Annotated in this window: 15 protein-coding genes; 10 read left to right on the forward strand and 5 right to left on the reverse strand. The window is 60.1% G+C overall.

Translation table 11 applies throughout. The features are described from left to right. Positions 1 to 19 precede the first annotated feature (19 nt). Positions 20 to 931 (forward strand): DMT family transporter, encoded by a 912-nt coding sequence (locus BFQ01_RS15900; RefSeq protein ID WP_065925991.1) that lies wholly within the window; start codon positions 20 to 22, stop codon positions 929 to 931. 66 nt (positions 932 to 997) lie between these two features. Here the strand turns inward: BFQ01_RS15900 and norR are convergent, their stop codons facing one another. Continuing rightward, the gene (norR, locus tag BFQ01_RS15905; protein WP_065925992.1) at positions 998 to 2,542 is read right to left on the reverse strand and encodes a nitric oxide reductase transcriptional regulator NorR; all 1,545 of its coding nucleotides are present in this window, start codon (positions 2,540 to 2,542) and stop codon (positions 998 to 1,000) included. Between the two features lie 147 nt (positions 2,543 to 2,689). Here norR and hmpA point away from each other — a divergent pair, with 147 nt between their 5' ends. The 9 genes from hmpA (at position 2,690) to BFQ01_RS15950 (ending at position 12,248) form a co-directional block, all read left to right on the forward strand. Beyond that, complete coding sequence (gene hmpA / locus BFQ01_RS15910) at positions 2,690 to 3,871, forward strand: NO-inducible flavohemoprotein (protein WP_065925993.1); 1,182 nt, start codon at positions 2,690 to 2,692, stop codon at positions 3,869 to 3,871. Positions 3,872 to 4,069: 198 nt separating this feature from the next. Then, the gene (locus tag BFQ01_RS15915; RefSeq protein ID WP_027607623.1) at positions 4,070 to 4,576 is read left to right on the forward strand and encodes a disulfide bond formation protein B; all 507 of its coding nucleotides are present in this window, start codon (positions 4,070 to 4,072) and stop codon (positions 4,574 to 4,576) included. A 792-nt stretch (positions 4,577 to 5,368) separates the two neighbouring features. Next, the gene (cyoA, locus tag BFQ01_RS15920) at positions 5,369 to 6,310 is read left to right on the forward strand and encodes a ubiquinol oxidase subunit II (RefSeq protein ID WP_065925994.1); all 942 of its coding nucleotides are present in this window, start codon (positions 5,369 to 5,371) and stop codon (positions 6,308 to 6,310) included. Positions 6,311 to 6,313: 3 nt separating this feature from the next. Then, positions 6,314 to 8,332 carry a cytochrome o ubiquinol oxidase subunit I gene (gene cyoB, locus BFQ01_RS15925; protein WP_065925995.1) on the forward strand — a complete coding sequence of 673 codons (2,019 nt, stop codon included), beginning with the start codon at positions 6,314 to 6,316 and terminating at the stop codon, positions 8,330 to 8,332. A 3-nt stretch (positions 8,333 to 8,335) separates the two neighbouring features. Continuing rightward, positions 8,336 to 8,962: a cytochrome o ubiquinol oxidase subunit III gene (locus tag BFQ01_RS15930; protein ID WP_010206435.1), complete on the forward strand. Its 627-nt coding sequence runs from the start codon at positions 8,336 to 8,338 to the stop codon at positions 8,960 to 8,962. Further along, entirely contained in the window at positions 8,962 to 9,303 is a 342-nt protein-coding gene (gene cyoD, locus BFQ01_RS15935) for a cytochrome o ubiquinol oxidase subunit IV (RefSeq protein WP_065925996.1), read from the forward strand. Before BFQ01_RS15930 ends, cyoD begins: the two co-directional genes overlap by 1 nt. Before the next feature lie 11 nt (positions 9,304 to 9,314). Beyond that, positions 9,315 to 10,202 (forward strand): heme o synthase, encoded by an 888-nt coding sequence (cyoE, locus tag BFQ01_RS15940; RefSeq protein ID WP_027607620.1) that lies wholly within the window; start codon positions 9,315 to 9,317, stop codon positions 10,200 to 10,202. Between the two features lie 104 nt (positions 10,203 to 10,306). Next, positions 10,307 to 11,005 carry a 7-cyano-7-deazaguanine synthase QueC gene (queC, locus tag BFQ01_RS15945; protein WP_065925997.1) on the forward strand — a complete coding sequence of 233 codons (699 nt, stop codon included), beginning with the start codon at positions 10,307 to 10,309 and terminating at the stop codon, positions 11,003 to 11,005. Positions 11,006 to 11,165: 160 nt separating this feature from the next. Beyond that, complete coding sequence (locus BFQ01_RS15950) at positions 11,166 to 12,248, forward strand: pyoverdine biosynthesis transaminase PtaA (RefSeq protein ID WP_065925998.1); 1,083 nt, start codon at positions 11,166 to 11,168, stop codon at positions 12,246 to 12,248. A gap of 50 nt (positions 12,249 to 12,298) precedes the next feature. Here BFQ01_RS15950 and BFQ01_RS15955 read toward each other — a convergent pair whose 3' ends face one another. From BFQ01_RS15955 to BFQ01_RS15970, 4 genes are all read right to left on the reverse strand, one after another. Then, the gene (locus tag BFQ01_RS15955; protein WP_065925999.1) at positions 12,299 to 13,015 is read right to left on the reverse strand and encodes a hypothetical protein; all 717 of its coding nucleotides are present in this window, start codon (positions 13,013 to 13,015) and stop codon (positions 12,299 to 12,301) included. A gap of 101 nt (positions 13,016 to 13,116) precedes the next feature. Continuing rightward, complete coding sequence (locus BFQ01_RS15960; RefSeq protein ID WP_065926000.1) at positions 13,117 to 14,367, reverse strand: 2-aminoadipate transaminase; 1,251 nt, start codon at positions 14,365 to 14,367, stop codon at positions 13,117 to 13,119. Positions 14,368 to 14,516: 149 nt separating this feature from the next. Continuing rightward, positions 14,517 to 15,518, reverse strand: coding sequence for a diguanylate cyclase domain-containing protein (locus BFQ01_RS15965; RefSeq protein ID WP_065926001.1), 1,002 nt, complete (start codon positions 15,516 to 15,518; stop codon positions 14,517 to 14,519). Positions 15,519 to 15,653: 135 nt separating this feature from the next. Further along, positions 15,654 to 17,552, reverse strand: coding sequence for an alkaline phosphatase D family protein (locus tag BFQ01_RS15970; RefSeq protein WP_065926002.1), 1,899 nt, complete (start codon positions 17,550 to 17,552; stop codon positions 15,654 to 15,656). Between the last annotated feature and the right edge of the window lie 96 nt (positions 17,553 to 17,648).

Here is a 17,648-nt window from a genome sequence, read left to right on the forward strand (position 1 = left end):
TCAATCGATGGAGCCCGCTATGAACCTTTCCCTGTATTTACTCACCGTGCTGATCTGGGGCACCACCTGGATCGCCCTCAAATGGCAATTGGGCGTGGTGGCGATTCCCGTGTCCATCGTCTACCGCTTCGGCCTGGCGGCTCTGGTGTTGTTTGCGTTGCTGCTGGTCAGTCGCAAGTTGCAGGTGATGAATCGGCGTGGGCACCTTATCTGCCTGGCCCAGGGGTTGTGCCTGTTCTGTGTCAACTTCATGTGCTTTCTCACCGCCAGCCAATGGATCCCCAGCGGCCTGGTGGCGGTGGTGTTTTCCACGGCCACGCTGTGGAATGCGCTGAACGCCCGGGTGTTTTTCGGCCAGCGGGTGGCACGCACTGTGTTGATGGGAGGCGGCCTCGGGCTGGCGGGCTTGGGCCTGCTGTTCTGGCCGGAACTGGTGGGGCATACCGCCAGCCCGCAGACCTTGCTGGGGTTGGGGTTGGCGTTGCTGGGGACGATGTGTTTCTCGGCGGGCAATATGCTCTCGAGCCTGCAGCAGAAGGCCGGTCTGAGGCCGCTGACCACGAATGCCTGGGGCATGTTGTATGGTTCGTTGATGCTGGCGACCTACTGCGTGGTGCGCGGTATTCCGTTTGAGATGGACTGGAGCGCACGGTACATCGGTGCGTTGTGGTACCTGGTGATTCCGGGTTCGGTGATCGGGTTTACTGCGTACCTGACCTTGGTCGGGCGCATGGGGCCGGAGCGTGCGGCGTATTGCACGGTGCTGTTCCCGGTGGTGGCGCTGAATGTGTCGGCGTTTGCCGAAGGCTACCAGTGGACCGCGCCGGCGTTGGCGGGGTTGGTACTGGTGATGCTGGGGAATGTGTTGGTGTTTCGTAAGCCCAAGGTGGCTCAGCCGGTGAATCCGATCCTCCAGGCAAAGCAGGTCTAGTGTGGGAGGAGGCAAGCCCCCCTCCCACATTTCCTGCATTTCTCACATTTGACCGAGTTGTCTGGTTTATTTGAGCCCTAAACGCTTGGCCATCCGGCCGAGGTTGGCGCGGTCCAGGCCCAGTTCGCGGGCGGCGCTGGCCCAGTTGTGCTGGTGGCGTTCCAGGCAGGCGTTGATGACTTGGCGCTGGTAGTGCTCGGTGGCCTGGCGCAGGTCACCGGTGACGGCCAGGGCTGCTTCTGCCGGTGCTTCGATCACCGGCGTGCTGACGTCGGGCAAATCCAGGTCCTGGGCACTCAGGCTCAGAATCTTCGGGCGTTCGCGACAGTTACCCAGTGCCTTCAACGCACTGCGCCCGATCAAATGCTCCAGCTCCCGCACATTGCCCGGCCAGTTATAGGCCAGCAGCGCCGCCTGGGCATCGCTGGTCAGGCGCAGGCTGCCCAGGCCCATGCGTGAGCGGTTCTGCTCGAGGAAGAAGCCGGCCAGCAGCAACACATCACGCCCGCGCTCGCGCAGGGCCGGCACTTGCAGCGGGTACACGCTTAGGCGGTGGTAGAAGTCGGCGCGGTAGCGGCCGTTGCGCACTTCATCGGCGAGGTCGCGGTTGGTGGCGGCGATCAGGCGCACATCCACCTGGTGTTCCTTGTCCGAGCCCAGGCGCTGCAACTGGCCGCTTTGCAGCACCCGCAGCAGCTTGGCCTGCACGCTCAGGGACAACTCGCCCACTTCGTCCAGAAACAGCGTGCCGCCATTGGCCAGCTCGAACTTGCCGCGCCGTTCATTCAGCGCGCCGGTGAAGGCGCCACGCACATGGCCGAACAACTCGCTTTCCACCAGGGTTTCCGGCAGGGCCGCGCAGTTGAGGCTGATCAGTGGTTTGTCCGCGCGGGACGACGCCGCGTGAATGGCCTGGGCCACCAGTTCCTTGCCCACCCCGGTTTCGCCGGTGATCAGTACCGTGAGGTCGCTGCCACCCACCAGCTTGATTTCCTCCACCAGGCGCTTGTGGGTTTTACTCTGGCCGATCATTTCCTTGTGCTGCTGGCCGCTGGCCTGGCGGTAGATTTCGGCCCGCTGGTGTTCGTCTTCGGCCCGCAGGGCCAGGCGTTCGATGCGTTCGGCAACATTCACCGTTGCGGCAGCGAGGCTGGCGAAGGCTTGCAGCGCGTCCAGTTCCACGCGTTCGAAGCGTTCGGTGTCCAGCGCGTCCAGGGTCAACAGGCCCCAGGGCAGATCGTCGACAAACAGCGGGCAGCCCATGCAGTCGTGGACTTCCAGGTGGCCGTGCACGCCATCGACCAGGCCGTCGTAGGGATCGGGCAATTCGCTGTCACTGTCAAAGCGTGTGGGCCCAGGGCTGCTGAGCAGCACGGCGAAGCGCGGATGTTCGCTGACCTTGAAGCGGCGGCCCAGGGTGTCTGCGCTCAAGCCATCCACCGCCAGCGGCACCAGCGATTCGCCGTCCAGGCGCAGCAGGGCGGCCGCATCACACGGCAACAGGGCGCGCATGGCTTGCAGCAGGCGTCGATAGCGTTCGCCTTCGGGCAGTTCCCGCGACAGGTCGGCGACCAGCGGCAGCAGGGTGGTGAGCAGTGAGTGTGCAGTCATAATGACTCCTTGTGGTCCGTATGACTATAAGGTGTAGGAGGTCATACTGACTACATATCGCTCAAGCTATTGAAATTAAATGATTTATTAGTTGGCATGAATACTGAGTAGCTAAGGGCAATCAGTAAAGAAGCCCAGGAGGCTCCCATGCTTAGTGCCCAAGACCGTGCCATCGTCAAATCCACCGTGCCCCTGCTGGAAAGCGGCGGCGAAGCGCTGATCACCCATTTCTACCGCATGATGCTCTCCGAGTACCCTGAGGTTCGCCCGCTGTTCAACCAGGCCCACCAGGCCAGCGGTGACCAGCCCCGGGCCCTGGCCAATGGCGTATTGATGTACGCGCGGCATATCGACCAGCTCGACCAACTGGGCGACCTCGTGGCGAAGATCATCAACAAGCACGTCGCCTTGCAGATCCTGCCGGAGCATTACCCGATCGTGGGCGCTTGCCTGCTGCGGGCGATTTCCGAGGTGCTGGGCAGTGAGATCGCCACCCCTGAGGTGATGAATGCCTGGGGCGCCGCGTACGGCCAACTGGCGGATATCCTGATCGGTGCCGAGGCCGCTATCTATACAGAGAAAGCCCAGGCCCCCGGCGGCTGGCGCGGTGCGCGGGCGTTTACCCTGGTCAAGCGTGTGGAGGAGAGCGCCGAGATCACTTCCTTCTATTTCGCGCCGGCGGACAACGGGGCGATCCTCGCTGCCGCGCCGGGCCAATACATCGGCATGAAGCTGGTGCTCGACGGTGAGGAAGTGCGCCGCAATTATTCACTGTCGGCGCTGAGTGATGCAGGTCAGTACCGCATCAGCGTCAAGCGCGAGGCCGGTGGGCGGGTTTCCAACTACCTGCATGACCAGTTGCAGGTCGGTGCGACGATTGACCTGTTTCCACCATCGGGCGAGTTCACCCTGGCGGCCAGCGATAAGCCGTTGGTGCTGATCAGCGGCGGGGTAGGGATCACCCCGACCTTGCCGATGCTGGAGGCTGCGCTGGCCACCGAGCGTCCGGTGCACTTTATCCACTGCGCGCGTAATGGCGGGGTGCATGCGTTCCGCGATTGGGTGGATGCACTGGCGGCCAAGCACCCGCAGCTCAAGCGCTTTTATTGCTATGCCGAGGACGACGGCGTGAGCCCTGCGGCGGATAAGGTCGGCCTGCTGAGCCAGGAGCAACTGGCCGCATGGTTGCCGAAGCAGCGTGACCTGGACGCGTACTTCCTCGGCCCCAAAGGTTTCATGGCGGCGATCAAGCGCCACCTCAAGGCCCTGGGCGTACCCGAGAAACAAAGCCGCTACGAATTCTTCGGCCCGGCTGCCGCGTTGGAGTAACCGCCTTTGGGGGAGTAGGAAGCTTCAAGCCGCAAGCTTCAAGTAAAGGCCGCATCGAAGCCCGCTTTTTACTTGAGGCTTGCAGCTTGCAGCCTGTCGCTATCCCCCAATTAATCCCCTGTTAACCCCTCTCTGTTTAAACCACTCTCTGTGTGTAAACTTGCGGCCATTGGCACAACCAAACAAAGGGATACGGGGATGAGTGACGAATTGCGTTTAGGCAGGGAGCGGCGCTTTCTGGTGTTGCTGGGCATCATCTGCCTGGCGCTGATCGGTGGGGCGTTGTACATGCAGGTGGTTTTGGGCGAGGCGCCGTGCCCGTTGTGCATCCTGCAACGCTATGCCTTGCTGTTGATTGCGATCTTCGCGTTCATCGGTGCCGCCATGCGCACCAAGGGCGCCCTCACGCTGTTCGAAGGCCTGGTGGTACTCAGCGCTCTCGGTGGGGTGGCCGCGGCCGGTCACCATGTGTACACCCAGTTCTTCCCGCAGGTGAGCTGCGGCGTCGATGTACTGCAACCTATCGTCGACGACCTGCCCCTGGCCAAGGTCTTCCCACTGGGCTTCCAGGTCGACGGCTTCTGCAGCACCCCTTACCCGCCGGTGCTCGGCCTGTCCCTGGCGCAATGGGCACTGGTGGCGTTCGTGCTGACGGTCATCCTGGTGCCCCTGGGCATCTATCGCAATCGCCGCCACAAAGGCTGAACCCATCAGTGAAACGCCCCGGTCTTTCTTCAAGGAAGGCCGGGGCGTTTTTGCATGTAGGCTTTTGTGAACAGAGCGTGACGCCGGACAATTTTGGGTGCGCGCAATGTGCGACATGTTGTCACACGGAAGCCGCCGCAGGACGTTTCTGACCCGCCAAACCCGCGCTTAAATTTGCAAAAAGCCTCCAGGATGTGCTGTCAGTTCGTGGTTTGGACGCCGCCACGTACCTCACGTCGTACAAGGCTTTGAGTGATGTCCGAATGCCTTGTTTTATGGGGGGTTGCATAGGTTTTGCAGGCCCTTACGGGGTGTAAGGGCTGTGACGGTTTGCCCTATAACACGGCAATTTTTGTGGTTTTTGTTGAGAATCGAACGCGATAAGATCGCGAACCATTGCAATATTGGTGAAGGATTATTGCTGTAATCGATAAAAATTATTTCTTTATAAGACATGGTTTATACATCGCTAGCTAACTACAATCGCCCGCACTGAATGTCCGGTGCTGCTCAATCTTTGAGCACTGGAGCGGTCGAGGGGCAGATGGACGGCTCTGTGCGACCCCAAGGTTCCGGCAGCCTTTCAACTATCCGCACCAAAGGGAATTGGTCTGTAACAAGGCCTTTAACCACGAAATCGAATAAGAACTCACCGCAGGCTCGTGAAGCGTACCTATATGACGTGACGGGCAGGCTCTTATTCAATCGAAGAGAAATGCCAACCCTTGGCAGGGTGAAGTGTTGGCGATCAAAACCCAACTGCATTGCGCAAGCTGCTTTAGAGGTCGTGAGATGAGTAAAAACAGGTACCCCCGATTACTAGGCTTTTTGCCGCTGCTTGGCATGATGTTAATGCTGGGAGGCTGCAAGTGGACCTTGATGGACCCAAAAGGACAGATCGGTCTGGATCAACGAAACCTGATCATCACTGCCACCCTGCTGATGCTGTTGGTCGTGGTGCCTGTGATCATCATGACCTTTGCCTTCGCCTGGAAATACCGCGCGTCGAACACCAGCGCGACCTACGCGCCTAAGTGGTCGCACTCCACCAAGATCGAAATCGCGGTGTGGCTGGTCCCGATCCTCATCATCATCGCCCTGGGTTACATCACCTATAAGTCGACCCACGAGCTGGACCCATACCGTCCGCTGGAGTCCGACGTCAAGCCGATCAACATCGAAGTGGTCGCGCTGGACTGGAAGTGGCTGTTCATCTACCCGGACCTGGGTATCGCCACGGTTAACCAGATTCGCTTCCCTGAGAACACCCCGCTTAACTTCCGGATCACCTCCGACGCCGTGATGAACTCGTTCTTCATCCCTGCCCTGGGCGGTCAGATCTACGCGATGGCAGGCATGCAGACCCGACTGCACCTGATCGCCAACGAAAAAGCTGAAATGGAAGGCATCTCCGCGAACTACAGCGGCGCTGGCTTCACCGGCATGAAATTCAAAGCGATCTCGACGAGCCAGGAAGATTTCAACGCCTGGGTAGCCGAAGTCAAGGCCGCACCTAAACAGCTTGATCAAGCTGAATACGACGCCCTGACCAAACCAAGCCAGAACAACCCTGTCGCCCTGTACTCCGCGTATGAGCCGAACCTGTTTCAGAAAATCGTCGACAAGTACGAAGGTATGAAGCCAGGCAAGCCGGTCAAGCACGAGAAGAAAGAAGTGGCCGTGGTTGAAGGTTCTGACGCGGGCTCGCATTCAACTGCTGGGGCAGAGGAGTAAACGATGTTTGGTAAATTAAGTTGGGATGCGGTCCCGTTCCACGAGCCGATTGTGATGATTACCATCGCCATGATCGCGCTGGGTGGTCTGGCACTGTTTGCAGCAATCACTTATTTCAAGAAGTGGACCTACCTGTGGACCGAGTGGCTGACGTCGGTCGACCACAAGAAAATCGGCGTGATGTACATCATCGTTGCCATGGTCATGCTGCTGCGTGGTTTTGCCGACGCCATCATGATGCGTACCCAGTTGGCCATGGCCACCGAAGGTTCGCCTGGCTACCTGCCGCCTGAACACTATGACCAGATCTTCACCGCCCACGGTGTGATCATGATCATCTTCATGGCGATGCCTTTCTTCACCGGCCTGATGAACCTTGCAGTGCCGCTGCAGATCGGTGCGCGTGACGTTGCCTACCCGTTCCTGAACTCCCTGAGCTTCTGGCTGCTGGTTTCCGGCGTGGTGCTGATCAACGTGTCCCTGGGTGTCGGCGAATTCGCCAAGACCGGTTGGGTTGCGTATCCGCCATTGTCGGGCATCCAGTACAGCCCTGGCGTGGGTGTGGACTACTACATCTGGGCGCTACAGTTATCAGGACTCGGGACGACGCTGACGGGGGTCAACTTCCTGGCCACCGTCCTGAAAATGCGCGCCCCTGGCATGAAACTGATGGACATGCCGATCTTCACCTGGACCTGCACCTGGGCCAACGTCCTGATCGTGGCTTCGTTCCCGATCCTGGCCGCTACCATGGCGCTGCTGTCGCTTGACCGTTACCTGGATTTCCACATTTTCACCAATGAACTTGGTGGCAATCCAATGATGTACGTGAACCTGTTCTGGGCATGGGGTCACCCTGAGGTGTACATCCTGATCCTGCCAGCGTTCGGTATCTTCTCCGAAGTGATCTCGACCTTTACCGGCAAGCGCCTGTTCGGTCACCACTCGATGGTCTACGCATCGGGCGCAATCTCCGTACTGGGCTTCATGGTGTGGCTGCACCACTTCTTCACCATGGGTTCGGGGGCCAGCGTCAACGCCTTCTTCGGCCTGGCGACGATGCTGATTTCCATCCCGACGGGGGTGAAGCTATTCAACTGGCTGTTCACCATCTACCACGGCCGTCTGCGTATCACCAGCCAGGTCCTGTGGACCCTGGGCTTCATGGTGACCTTCGCCATCGGCGGCATGACCGGCGTACTGCTGGCCATCCCGGGTGCTGACTTCGTACTGCACAACAGCCTGTTCGTGATCGCTCACTTCCACAACGTGATCATCGGTGGTGCTGTATTCGGCTACATCGCTGGTTTCAGCTTCTACTTCCCGAAAGCGTTCGGCTTCAAGCTGCACGAAGGTTGGGGCAAGGCTGCATTCTGGTTCTGGATCTCGGGCTTCTTCGTTGCGTTCATGCCGCTCTATGCACTGGGCTTCATGGGCATGACCCGTCGTCTGAACGCCACTACCAACCCTGAGTGGGTGCCGTACCTGTACGTCGCCATGTTCGGTGCAATCATGATCGCTGTGGGTATCGCCTGCCAGTTGATCCAACTGTACGTGAGCATCCGTGACCGTAAGCAGAACGCTTGCGAATCCGGCGACCCATGGAATGGCCACACCCTGGAATGGTCGACCTCGTCGCCACCACCGTTCTACAACTTCGCGGTGATCCCGACTGCGAACACCATCGATGCGTTCACCGAAGCCAAGGAAGACGGTACTGCGTACCAGCAACCTAAGCACTACGAACCGATCCACATGCCAAGCAACACCGCCACTGGCGTGGTGATGGGTGCGCTGTTGACCGTGTTCGGTTTCGCGATGATCTGGCACATCTGGTGGCTGGCAATCGTGAGCCTGGTGGGCACCATCGGCTACTTCATTGTCCACGCAGCACGTGATGATCAAGGCTACATGGTGCCGGTCGAAACGATCGAGCGCATCGAAGCCGAGCAGCACGCTCGCCTGGTCGCCGAGAAGAAAATCCCGGCCAACCGTGTAGAAACCTCGTTGGAACAGGCTTAAACCATGTCGAACTTAGTGACCAATGCTGGACACGCCCATGTCGATGACCATGGGCACGATGACCATCACCACGACTCGGGGCCGATGACCGTTTTCGGTTTCTGGCTCTACCTGATGACCGACTGCATCTTGTTTGCGTCGATCTTCGCGGTGTACGCGGTACTGGTAAACAACGTAGCGGGTGGCCCGTCGGGCCACGACATCTTCGAACTGCCTTACGTGCTCGGCGAAACCGCCTTGCTGTTGTTCAGTTCGATCACCTACGGCTTCGCCATGTTGGCCTTCTACAAGGGCAACAAGAAAGGCGTCCTGAGCTGGTTGGCACTGACCTTCCTGTTCGGCCTGGGCTTCATCGGCATGGAGATCAACGAGTTCCACCTGCTGATCTCCGAAGGCTACGGCCCGCACCGTTCCGGCTTCCTGTCGGCGTTCTTCACGCTGGTAGGTACCCACGGTCTGCACGTAACGGCCGGCCTGCTGTGGATGGCGGTGATGATGTATCAGGTCAATAAACACGGCCTGACCAACACCAACAAGACTCGCCTGAGCTGCCTGAGCCTGTTCTGGCACTTCCTGGACGTGGTCTGGATCTGCGTCTTCACCGTTGTTTACCTGATGGGGACTCTGTAATGGCTAATGCACACTCCCATGACCATGACAGCCATGATGCGAGCCACGGCAGCGTTAAGTCGTACGCCATCGGCTTCATCCTGTCGGTAATCCTGACGCTTATCCCGTTCGGTCTGGTGATGTACCCGACCCTGCCGAAGTCGATCACCTTGATGATCGTGTTGGCGTTCGCAGTGATTCAGGTGCTGGTTCACCTGGTGTACTTCCTGCACCTGGATCGCTCGAAAGAGCAGCGCGATAACGTGGTTGCGTTCGTGTTCGCGGGCATAGTAATCCTGCTGCTGGTTGGCCTGTCGATATGGATCATGTTCAGCATCCATACGTTCATGATGGCGAAGTGAGGTAAGACCCGATGTCGCTTAAGCACTTTATCCAAATCACCAAACCGGGGATCATTTTCGGTAACGTGCTTTCTGTGGCGGGCGGTTTCTTCCTGGCCTCCAAGGGACATGTCGATCTGGCCATCTTCCTGGCTGCGATGATCGGTACGTCCCTGGTGGTAGCTTCCGGTTGTGTGTTCAACAACTGCATCGACCGTGACATCGATATCAAGATGGAGCGCACCAAGAATCGCGTGCTGGTCCAGGGCCTGATCTCCCTGAAACTGGCGCTGATCTTCGCGACCGTCCTGGGTGTTGCCGGTGTGGCCCTGTTGTACCAGGTGGCCAACCCGTTGGCGGCGTTGTTTGCCGTGATCGGTTTTGTCATCTACGTCGGCCTCTACAGCCTGTACCTCAAGCGCAAGTCGGTGCACGGCACGCTGGTGGGCAGTCTGTCGGGGGCGATGCCGCCGGTGATTGGTTATGTGGCTGTGACCAATAGCTTCGATATGGCTGCGCTGGTGCTGCTGGTGATGTTCAGCCTGTGGCAGATGCCGCATTCCTACGCCATCGCGATCTTCCGCTTCAACGACTACCTGGCTGCTTCGATTCCGGTGTTGCCGGTCAAGCGTGGCATCCAGGTCGCCAAGAAACACATCCTGCTCTACATCCTGGCCTTCCTCGTGGCGACCTTGATGTTGACCTTCAGTGGCTACGCCGGCATGAGCTACCTTGCCGTCGCCGCCGCCATGGGCATGTACTGGTTGTACATGGCCTGGACCGGCTACAAGGCGGTGGACGACACCGTCTGGGCGCGCAAGCTGTTCGTGTTCTCGATCTTCACCATCACCGCGCTGAGCGTGATGATGTCCCTGGATTTCCAAGTGCCGAAAGAGCTGTTGCTGACCTACGCCCACTGAGTGTCTGAGTAATAAAAAGGCCCCGCCTTCGAAAGAAGCGCGGGGTTTTTTATTGAGTGACCTTTAAACTACGACCAAACCCTACCCCTGCAGGAAGCAAAGTGATGAGTAAAAAAGCCGTTATGGTGTTCAGTGGCGGTCAGGATTCGACGACCTGCCTGATCCAGGCGCTGCCGCTGTATGACGAAGTGCACTGCATCACCTTCGATTACGGTCAGCGCCATGTCGCGGAAATCGAAGTCGCCCGGAAGCTGGCCAAGCAACTGGGGGCCACCGTTCACAAAGTGATGGACGTGTCGCTGCTCAACGAACTGGCGATCAGCAGCCTGACCCGCGACAACATTCCAGTGCCGACCGTGAACAGCTCCGGCGAAAGCCTGCCGAGCACCTTCGTGCCGGGCCGCAATATTCTGTTTTTAACCCTGGCGGCTATCTACGCGTATCAGGTCAAGGCCGGGACGGTCATCACCGGCGTGTGTGAAACCGACTTCTCCGGCTACCCCGATTGCCGCGATGAGTTCGTCAAAGCCTTGAACCAGGCGCTCAAGCTGGGCATGGAGTACGACGTACGCCTGGAAACCCCGTTGATGTGGCTGAACAAGGCTGAGACCTGGGCACTGGCGGATTACCACCGGCAACTGGACCTGGTCCGCGAGCAGACACTGACCTGCTACAACGGCATTATCGGCACCGGCTGTGGCGAATGCGATGCGTGCAACCTGCGTGCACGTGGCTTGAATGACTACCTGCAGAACAAGGCAGTGGTCATGCAGAGCCTGAAGCAGAAATTGCAGCTGAACTGACCCCAATACGTAGCAGACCCTGGCCAGAAAAAAGCCCCGTCTTCGCAAGTCGTACGGGTTTTTTTTATGGCGGGTCGGTTAAATCATTTGTTCCTTGTCTCGTCATACCCTTCTATACGAGCTGTGCGAATTCCTCACCCGTCTACAAGGAGTAGTCACCATGGTCAGCGTTAGTCGTCGATCCCTTCTCGCTCTTGGCGCCGCCCTGCCTTTGCTCGGGCGCCTGGATTGGGCGCTCGCCGCACCCGCGCCGACCAAGGCTGACAAGGTACTGCTCAACTACAACGAAAGCCCCTACGGGCCTTCGACGGCGGCCCGCGAAGCGATGCAGCGCGGCATCGCGACAGCCGGGCGGTATCCGTACAAACATATGTACGCCTTGGCCGGCTTGTTTGCCCAGCAGCACGGGATTGCCGAAGAGCAGGTGGCGGTGTTCGCCGGCTCCATGGCCGCGCTGCGCTACGCGGTGCTGGCGTTCACCAGCGAAACCCGCGGCCTGGTGATGGCCACGCCGTCCTACGAAGTACCGCGCCAGGCCGCCGAGTCCCGTAAGGCGCCGGTGCGCGAAGTGGGCCTTGACGCCGATCACGCCCACGACGTTCCCGCCATGCTCGCCGCCGATCGCCAGGCGGGGATGCTCTATGTCTGCAATCCCAACAATCCGACGGGCACCATCACCTCCACCGAGGCTATTCGCCAGGCGCTGGCGAACAAGCCCAAAGGCAGCGTATTGGTGGTGGACGAGGCCTACATCGACTTCGCCGACACCCCAAGCGTGGTGAGCTGGGTCAAGGACCATGACGACCTGTTGGTGTTGCGCACCTTCTCGAAAATCTACGGTATGGCCGGCGCCCGTCTGGGCCTGGCGATCGGCCACCCGGCGCTGCTGGAACGGCTGGCGGTGTTCGGCGGTGACAATGTCCCGGCGGGTTCCTCCCTGCTCGGCGGCATCGCCAGCCTGGAAGACGTGAAGCTGCTGCCACAACGCAAGGCGCTCAATGCCCAGCTGCGCGATGAAACAATCACCTGGCTCAAGGGCCGTGGCTTCACCTGCACGGCGTCCCAGGCCAACTGCTTCATGATCGATGTGAAGCAACCGGCCGAGCAGGTCATCGACAAGCTTGCCGCACAGGGCGTGTTCATCGGGCGGGTGTGGAAAAACTGGCCGCAGTGGGTGCGCGTGACGGTGGGGAACAAGCGGGAGATGGAGCGGTTTCGCGAGGTGTTTGCGGCGACGGTCTAACGCCGATGTGGGAGGGGGGCTTTCTCCCTCCCACATTCAGTTCAGGGGTGTCACTGCTGCGCGATGCTGTAGCCCTCAAACGCCGTCTGCTGTTGCAGCGCAGTAATCACGCTCTTGCGGCTCAGCGGCTGTTCGACGCCGGCGTTATCCACAAAGCTTTCAACCTCCAACTCGGCTTCGTCGCCTTCGCCTACAAAGCTGAAGCCCAGGAACTCAAACGCCTCACGGTCGACGTTCAACCGCGAGCGTGGCGTGCGCAGCGGCAGGGTGACGCTGATGCCGTCCTTGCTGATCACAAACACTTCGGCTTCTTTCTTGGGGCGAGCGGCCTTACCTTTGCCGGCGCTTGGGTTGCTGATGGCCTGGTGAGACTGGTTCAGCACTTTGAGGGCCAGCCCGTAGACCAGCTCCTGAAACTCTGGATCATCCTTGAAGCTCGACAGGATGCGGCTGATGGAGAACTTGCCGCTCAGGTCTTCAAGGGCGAGGTTGTCAGCGGCTTCGGCGTCCTTGAGCTGCTTGAGCTGGCCCATCAGGTCGTAGGCCTTGTCGTCGTCGAAGGCGTCGTGGGCCTGACGAATGGCCACGCGCAGTTCGCGGATCTGGTCGCTTTCCTTGGAGGTGTGAAAGGCGTCCAGCACCATCTCGCTGATGATCTTGGCGGCTGGCACATGCTGTGAAAGATTGATGGCGTTTTCGTATTCAGCCTTGGCGTGCAAGGCGACTACGGATTCTTCGGCGGAGTGTTCGGTGTAAGAATCGGACATTGAAATTTCACTACTTCAGTAAACGGAAGACAAAAAAGCGTCGCGCATTTTCAGCGGGGAGGGGGATCAGGTCAAGGCTGCCGACCGGCGAATGCAGGGCGTCAAACCAACTGCTTCAGGCACGCCTGGAGAATATCCAGTCCTTCTTCCAGCACCGCAGGCTCGATGGTCAGCGGTGCCAGCAAGCGCACGATGTGCCGCGACTTGCCGCTGGGCATCAACAACAGCCCGGCGTCTCGCGCCAGGCTCAGCAATTGGCTCAGTTGCCGGGGCGCGGGCGTGCCGTCGGCGTTGGCCAGTTCGATGCCGCGCATGGCACCGACGCCGGTCAGGCGGCCCAGATACGGCGACAGGTGCTGCGAACGCCAGGCGGCATAGCGGCCAACGATCGCTTCTTCCTGTTGCGAGCCCCAGGCCTGCAAGTGTTCATCCGTCATCGCATCGAGGGTGGCCAATGCTGCCGCGCAAGCGATGGGGTTACCCGAGTAAGTACCACCGAGGCCGCCTTTGGGCAGGTTGTCCATCAAGGCCTTGCGCCCGACCACCGCGCCCAGCGGCACGCCGCCGGCGATGCTTTTGCCCAGCAGGATCAGATCCGGTTCGATGCCCAGGCGTGAGAAGGCGAAACGCTGTCCGGTGCGACCGAAGCCCGACTGGATTTCATCGGCAATCAACAGGATGTTGTGTTCATCGCAAAAGCGCCGCAGGGCGTGGGCAAACTCGATATCCAGCGCCAGGAAACCGCCTTCGCCCTGCACCGGCTCGATGATGAAACAGGCGACGTCACCGACGTCGATTTCCACGCTGAACAAGCGGTCCATGGCTTTCAGCGCTTCAGCGCAGCCCACGCCGTTATCGGCGCTGGGGTAGGGCAGGTGATACACCGGGCCGGGCAGGACGCCGACCTTCTGTTTGTAGGGCGCCACCTTGCCATTGAGGTTGAGGGTGGCCAGGGTGCGGCCGTGGAAGGCTCCGTCAAAGGCGATCACCGCCGTGCGGCCGGTGGCGCCGCGCACGATCTTCAAGGCGTTTTCTGCCGCTTCCGCACCGCTGTTGGTGAGCATGCCGCTGACGGGGTAGTCCACCGGGATAAACCCGGCCAGGCGATCCATCAGTTCGATGTAGGGTGTGTGCGGTGCAGCGTTGAACGCATAGTGGGTCAACTTCGTCGCCTGTTCACGAATCGCCGCCACCACGCCCGGGTGGCAATGGCCAAGGTTGAGCACGCCGATCCCGCCGACAAAATCGATATAGCGTTTGCCCGTGGTGTCCCAGACCTCGGCGTTGCTGCCATGGCTGAGGCTGATGGGATGAACGATGGAAATCGACTGGCTGATGGTTTCGCGGCTCATGAATCTCGGACTCGGCAGTGGCGGGCGTGCTTTTATCTAAGCCGTGGGCCAGGCCCTGCCGCAAACGAAATAAAGTCGCCGGGTCATTCCAAATCGGAAGGAGCTGTTGCCAAAAGCTCGTTTTTGGCAACGCCGTAGCCCCGTCGATGCTACGCCGACACCCCATCCTTGCCCGCCGCCTTGGCGCGATACAACGCCTGATCGGCACGCGCCATCAGGGCGCTGGGGGACTCATCCATACGGCGCTCGGCCACGCCCACGCTCAGGGTGACGTGGAGGCCGCCGCGCATCGGGATCTTGCGCATCTTTTGGCAGATTTTCTCGGCCAGCTCCCTGGCGGTTTCCAGTGCGCTTTTGGGCAGGACCGCGATGAACTCATCGCCACCCCAGCGGGCGAGCAGATCGCCTGGGCGCAGGCAGCTTTCCAGGCATTCCACTACCTGCAAAAGGGTTTGGTCGCCCACGCCGTGACCATGCTGGTCATTGATCGGCTTGAAATCATCGACATCCATCGCGATCAACGCCAGCTGCAAGCGAAAACGCTGGGCGCGGTCGCACTCTTCCAGCAGGACTTTTTCCAGGCGATAGCGGTTGGCGACCAGGGTCAGGGCATCCCGTTCGGCCAGGGAGCGGTTTTCGTCCAACTGCAATTGCAACTGCTGGTTGACCCGGGACAATTCGCGCGTGCGCTCGGCCACCAGCGCCTCAAGGGATTGGTTGCGCCGCTCCAGCTGTTCGACGGAGCACTTGCGTATATGAATATCGCGATGGGCGCCGACCATCCGCGCCACCGAGCCATCGGGGTTACGGGCAATCACGTAGCCCCGGTCTTCGATCCACAGGTAGCTGCCATCTTTTTTGCGGCAACGGTATTCGATTTGATAATGGGGGGCGCGACGGTGGATGTAGTCATCGAACAGCGTCATCACGTGGGGGTAGTCTTCCGGGTGGATGACGGTCTCCCAGGTGAACACGCTGTTTTCCAGGGAGTGGCGGGGGTAGCCCAGCATTTCGTACCAGCCTGGGTTGCGGTAGACGAACCCGGTATTGGCGTTCCAGTCCCAGATCCCGTCGCTGACCAGCTCCAGCACGGTATGCAGCATGTCGGCATTGAGGTGGGAGAAATTGCCGTTGTCGGAGATATCGTCCATCTGCGCGCTCCTTGCATGGGCTGGCGTCCAAGGCCAGTCATATTGATGCCGATACTCCGTGGCTGGAGCTACTGTACAACGGAGCTTGTGCGCTTTGAATAGGGCGGATGGACGGTTACAGGAGCGGGCCATGGGCTATTGCTTCGGCGCGATCATCCTCGTACGCGCCTTCCCGTCGGCGTTGTGCTGGTAGATCTTGTCAGGCTGCCCCCGCTCGTTGAAGAACACTTGGCCGATGCCTGCCGAATTCCATAACCGTTCACCGGCCTCGGCATGCTCCGGGATATGCGGCACCACCTGCATGGTGCGGCGGCGAGTGAACCAGTTGAGGGGCGAACGTGGCGAGTACAGCCAGCGGTTGAGGCGGTCGAACCATTCCAGCAATCGCGGCGGGAATTCGTTCTTGATGCCGCTGCTGGTGATCTGCCAGATCCTGGGACCGGCGTTGCGATGGCGGATCAGCACTTCATAGACGAACGAGTAGTGCACATCGCCCGAGAGGATCACGTAGTTACCCGGTGTGCGCGAGTGGCGAAAGATGTTGAGGATCACTTGGGCTGCACCGCGATGGGCCATCCAGTTTTCCGCGTCCACCAGCAAAGGGTGCCCGCACCAACTGAAGATCTTCTGCACGGTCTCGATCAGCTTGACGCCAAACACAGGCGCAGGGGAGACGATGATGGCCGAGGGGTGGTCGAGCAGTTCCTGTTGCAGTTCGCTCAAGGCTTCCCAGTCCAGCAGGCCGGACGGTTGCTTGAGGGTGAATTCGCTGCGCCAGCGCCGGGTGCGGGTGTCGAGCACTACCAGGGCCGGCGTGGTGGGCAGCACGTAGTGCCACTGCTGGAACTTCAGCAGCGCCGCGAGCAAAGCATCCTGTGCCTGGGCGTCCAAGTGATTGCTCTGCGCCTGGCTGGCCAGTGCCTGGGTGTGGCCCACCAGCTCATCAAAGGCGTCCGGGTTATTGCCCCAGCCCTGGCACAGCAGGTACGCCAGCAGGGCGTTACCGATGATGCGTCTGGAGAACGGATGGCCGTAGGCGGTTTCTTCCCATTGCGCGCTGAGGTTCCAGTCGTCGGTGATGTCGTGATCGTCAAAGATCATCAAGGTGGGTAGATGGGCGAATACCCGCGCCACGCCCGGCAGGCCGTCGCGAAATTTATCCACCTGCACCTGTTCGCGGGCATAGCGCGCAGCTTCATCGGCGCTCAGTTGCGGTGGCTGTACGGTGAGCAGGGACCAGGGGACGGGCGACCACACCAGCAGGTACATCGCCATGACTTCGGCGAACGTCACCAGGTGATTGTCGGCGGTGCTGCTGGTGAAAATCGGCTTTTTCACGCCGCCAAAGAAACGTTCGCGCAGGGTCTCATTGCTGTCCAGCGCGGGTAGCAGGTCTGCGCGGTGGTAGTAGCTGGCGTGATGCCCGTAGAGGCTGGCGCTGTCGTCTACCACCGCGCCTTCCAGGTACTCATCGAACAGGCCCAGGCGCGCAATCAGCCCATGGATCGCCCGCAACATCGGCCCGGCCACATCGTCGGCGTACACCTGGTCGCCGCTCATCATCAGCAAGGCTGGGCGGTCGGCCGGGGTCTGTGCATCGGCCAGCAGCCGATCGACGCAGAGCAGGCCTTCGTCGGCGCTGTGGTGAGGTTTGCGGCAGGAGCCGTGTACCAGCTGATGGATGTGGCTGTGCAGTACGAAACTTGGGCAGTGTGTGTCGGTGTACAGCAGGTGCGGTGCCCATTCGGCAATGCCGGCATCGTCGACCAGCAGATCATAGTGGATGACTACGTCTTGGGGCAGCGCCTCGTCCAGGCGTACATCAATCAGATGGATGTACGCCTGGCGCCCCACTGGCACGACCTGGCACCGGTCCTGGCCCAGCGGTATGTCCAGGCACTGGTCGGCACAGTGCAGTTTCAGGCTCAGGGGCAATGCCCGGCTCCCCACCAGCCACAGCACCAGGCGCCGGGGTTCCAGGCGCCGCAGCAGAGGGCCGGCGAGTACGGCGGGCAAGGTGTCGGGATGTGGCATGCGGTAACAGGCTCCGGCCAGGGTTTAACCGGCAAGGTTAGCGCAACGGATGTCAGTGTTTTGTTAAGGCGGGGCGGTCTGTAAAAAAGAAGAAGG

This window comes from Pseudomonas sp. 8 R 14, assembly GCF_900005955.1.
Taxonomy (GTDB): domain Bacteria; phylum Pseudomonadota; class Gammaproteobacteria; order Pseudomonadales; family Pseudomonadaceae; genus Aquipseudomonas; species Aquipseudomonas marginalis.

Excerpts from the sequence above, each read along its gene's own strand:
- BFQ01_RS15900 (WP_065925991.1), top strand. The coding sequence starts at position 20 with ATGAACCTTTCCCTGTATTTACTCACCGTGCTGATCTGGGGCACCACC.
- norR (WP_065925992.1), bottom strand. The coding sequence starts at position 2,542 with ATGACTGCACACTCACTGCTCACCACCCTGCTGCCGCTGGTCGCCGAC.
- hmpA (WP_065925993.1), top strand. The coding sequence starts at position 2,690 with ATGCTTAGTGCCCAAGACCGTGCCATCGTCAAATCCACCGTGCCCCTG.
- BFQ01_RS15915 (WP_027607623.1), top strand. The coding sequence starts at position 4,070 with ATGAGTGACGAATTGCGTTTAGGCAGGGAGCGGCGCTTTCTGGTGTTG.
- cyoA (WP_065925994.1), top strand. The coding sequence starts at position 5,369 with ATGAGTAAAAACAGGTACCCCCGATTACTAGGCTTTTTGCCGCTGCTT.
- cyoB (WP_065925995.1), top strand. The coding sequence starts at position 6,314 with ATGTTTGGTAAATTAAGTTGGGATGCGGTCCCGTTCCACGAGCCGATT.
- BFQ01_RS15930 (WP_010206435.1), top strand. The coding sequence starts at position 8,336 with ATGTCGAACTTAGTGACCAATGCTGGACACGCCCATGTCGATGACCAT.
- cyoD (WP_065925996.1), top strand. The coding sequence starts at position 8,962 with ATGGCTAATGCACACTCCCATGACCATGACAGCCATGATGCGAGCCAC.
- cyoE (WP_027607620.1), top strand. The coding sequence starts at position 9,315 with ATGTCGCTTAAGCACTTTATCCAAATCACCAAACCGGGGATCATTTTC.
- queC (WP_065925997.1), top strand. The coding sequence starts at position 10,307 with ATGAGTAAAAAAGCCGTTATGGTGTTCAGTGGCGGTCAGGATTCGACG.
- BFQ01_RS15950 (WP_065925998.1), top strand. The coding sequence starts at position 11,166 with ATGGTCAGCGTTAGTCGTCGATCCCTTCTCGCTCTTGGCGCCGCCCTG.
- BFQ01_RS15955 (WP_065925999.1), bottom strand. The coding sequence starts at position 13,015 with ATGTCCGATTCTTACACCGAACACTCCGCCGAAGAATCCGTAGTCGCC.
- BFQ01_RS15960 (WP_065926000.1), bottom strand. The coding sequence starts at position 14,367 with ATGAGCCGCGAAACCATCAGCCAGTCGATTTCCATCGTTCATCCCATC.
- BFQ01_RS15965 (WP_065926001.1), bottom strand. The coding sequence starts at position 15,518 with ATGGACGATATCTCCGACAACGGCAATTTCTCCCACCTCAATGCCGAC.
- BFQ01_RS15970 (WP_065926002.1), bottom strand. The coding sequence starts at position 17,552 with ATGCCACATCCCGACACCTTGCCCGCCGTACTCGCCGGCCCTCTGCTG.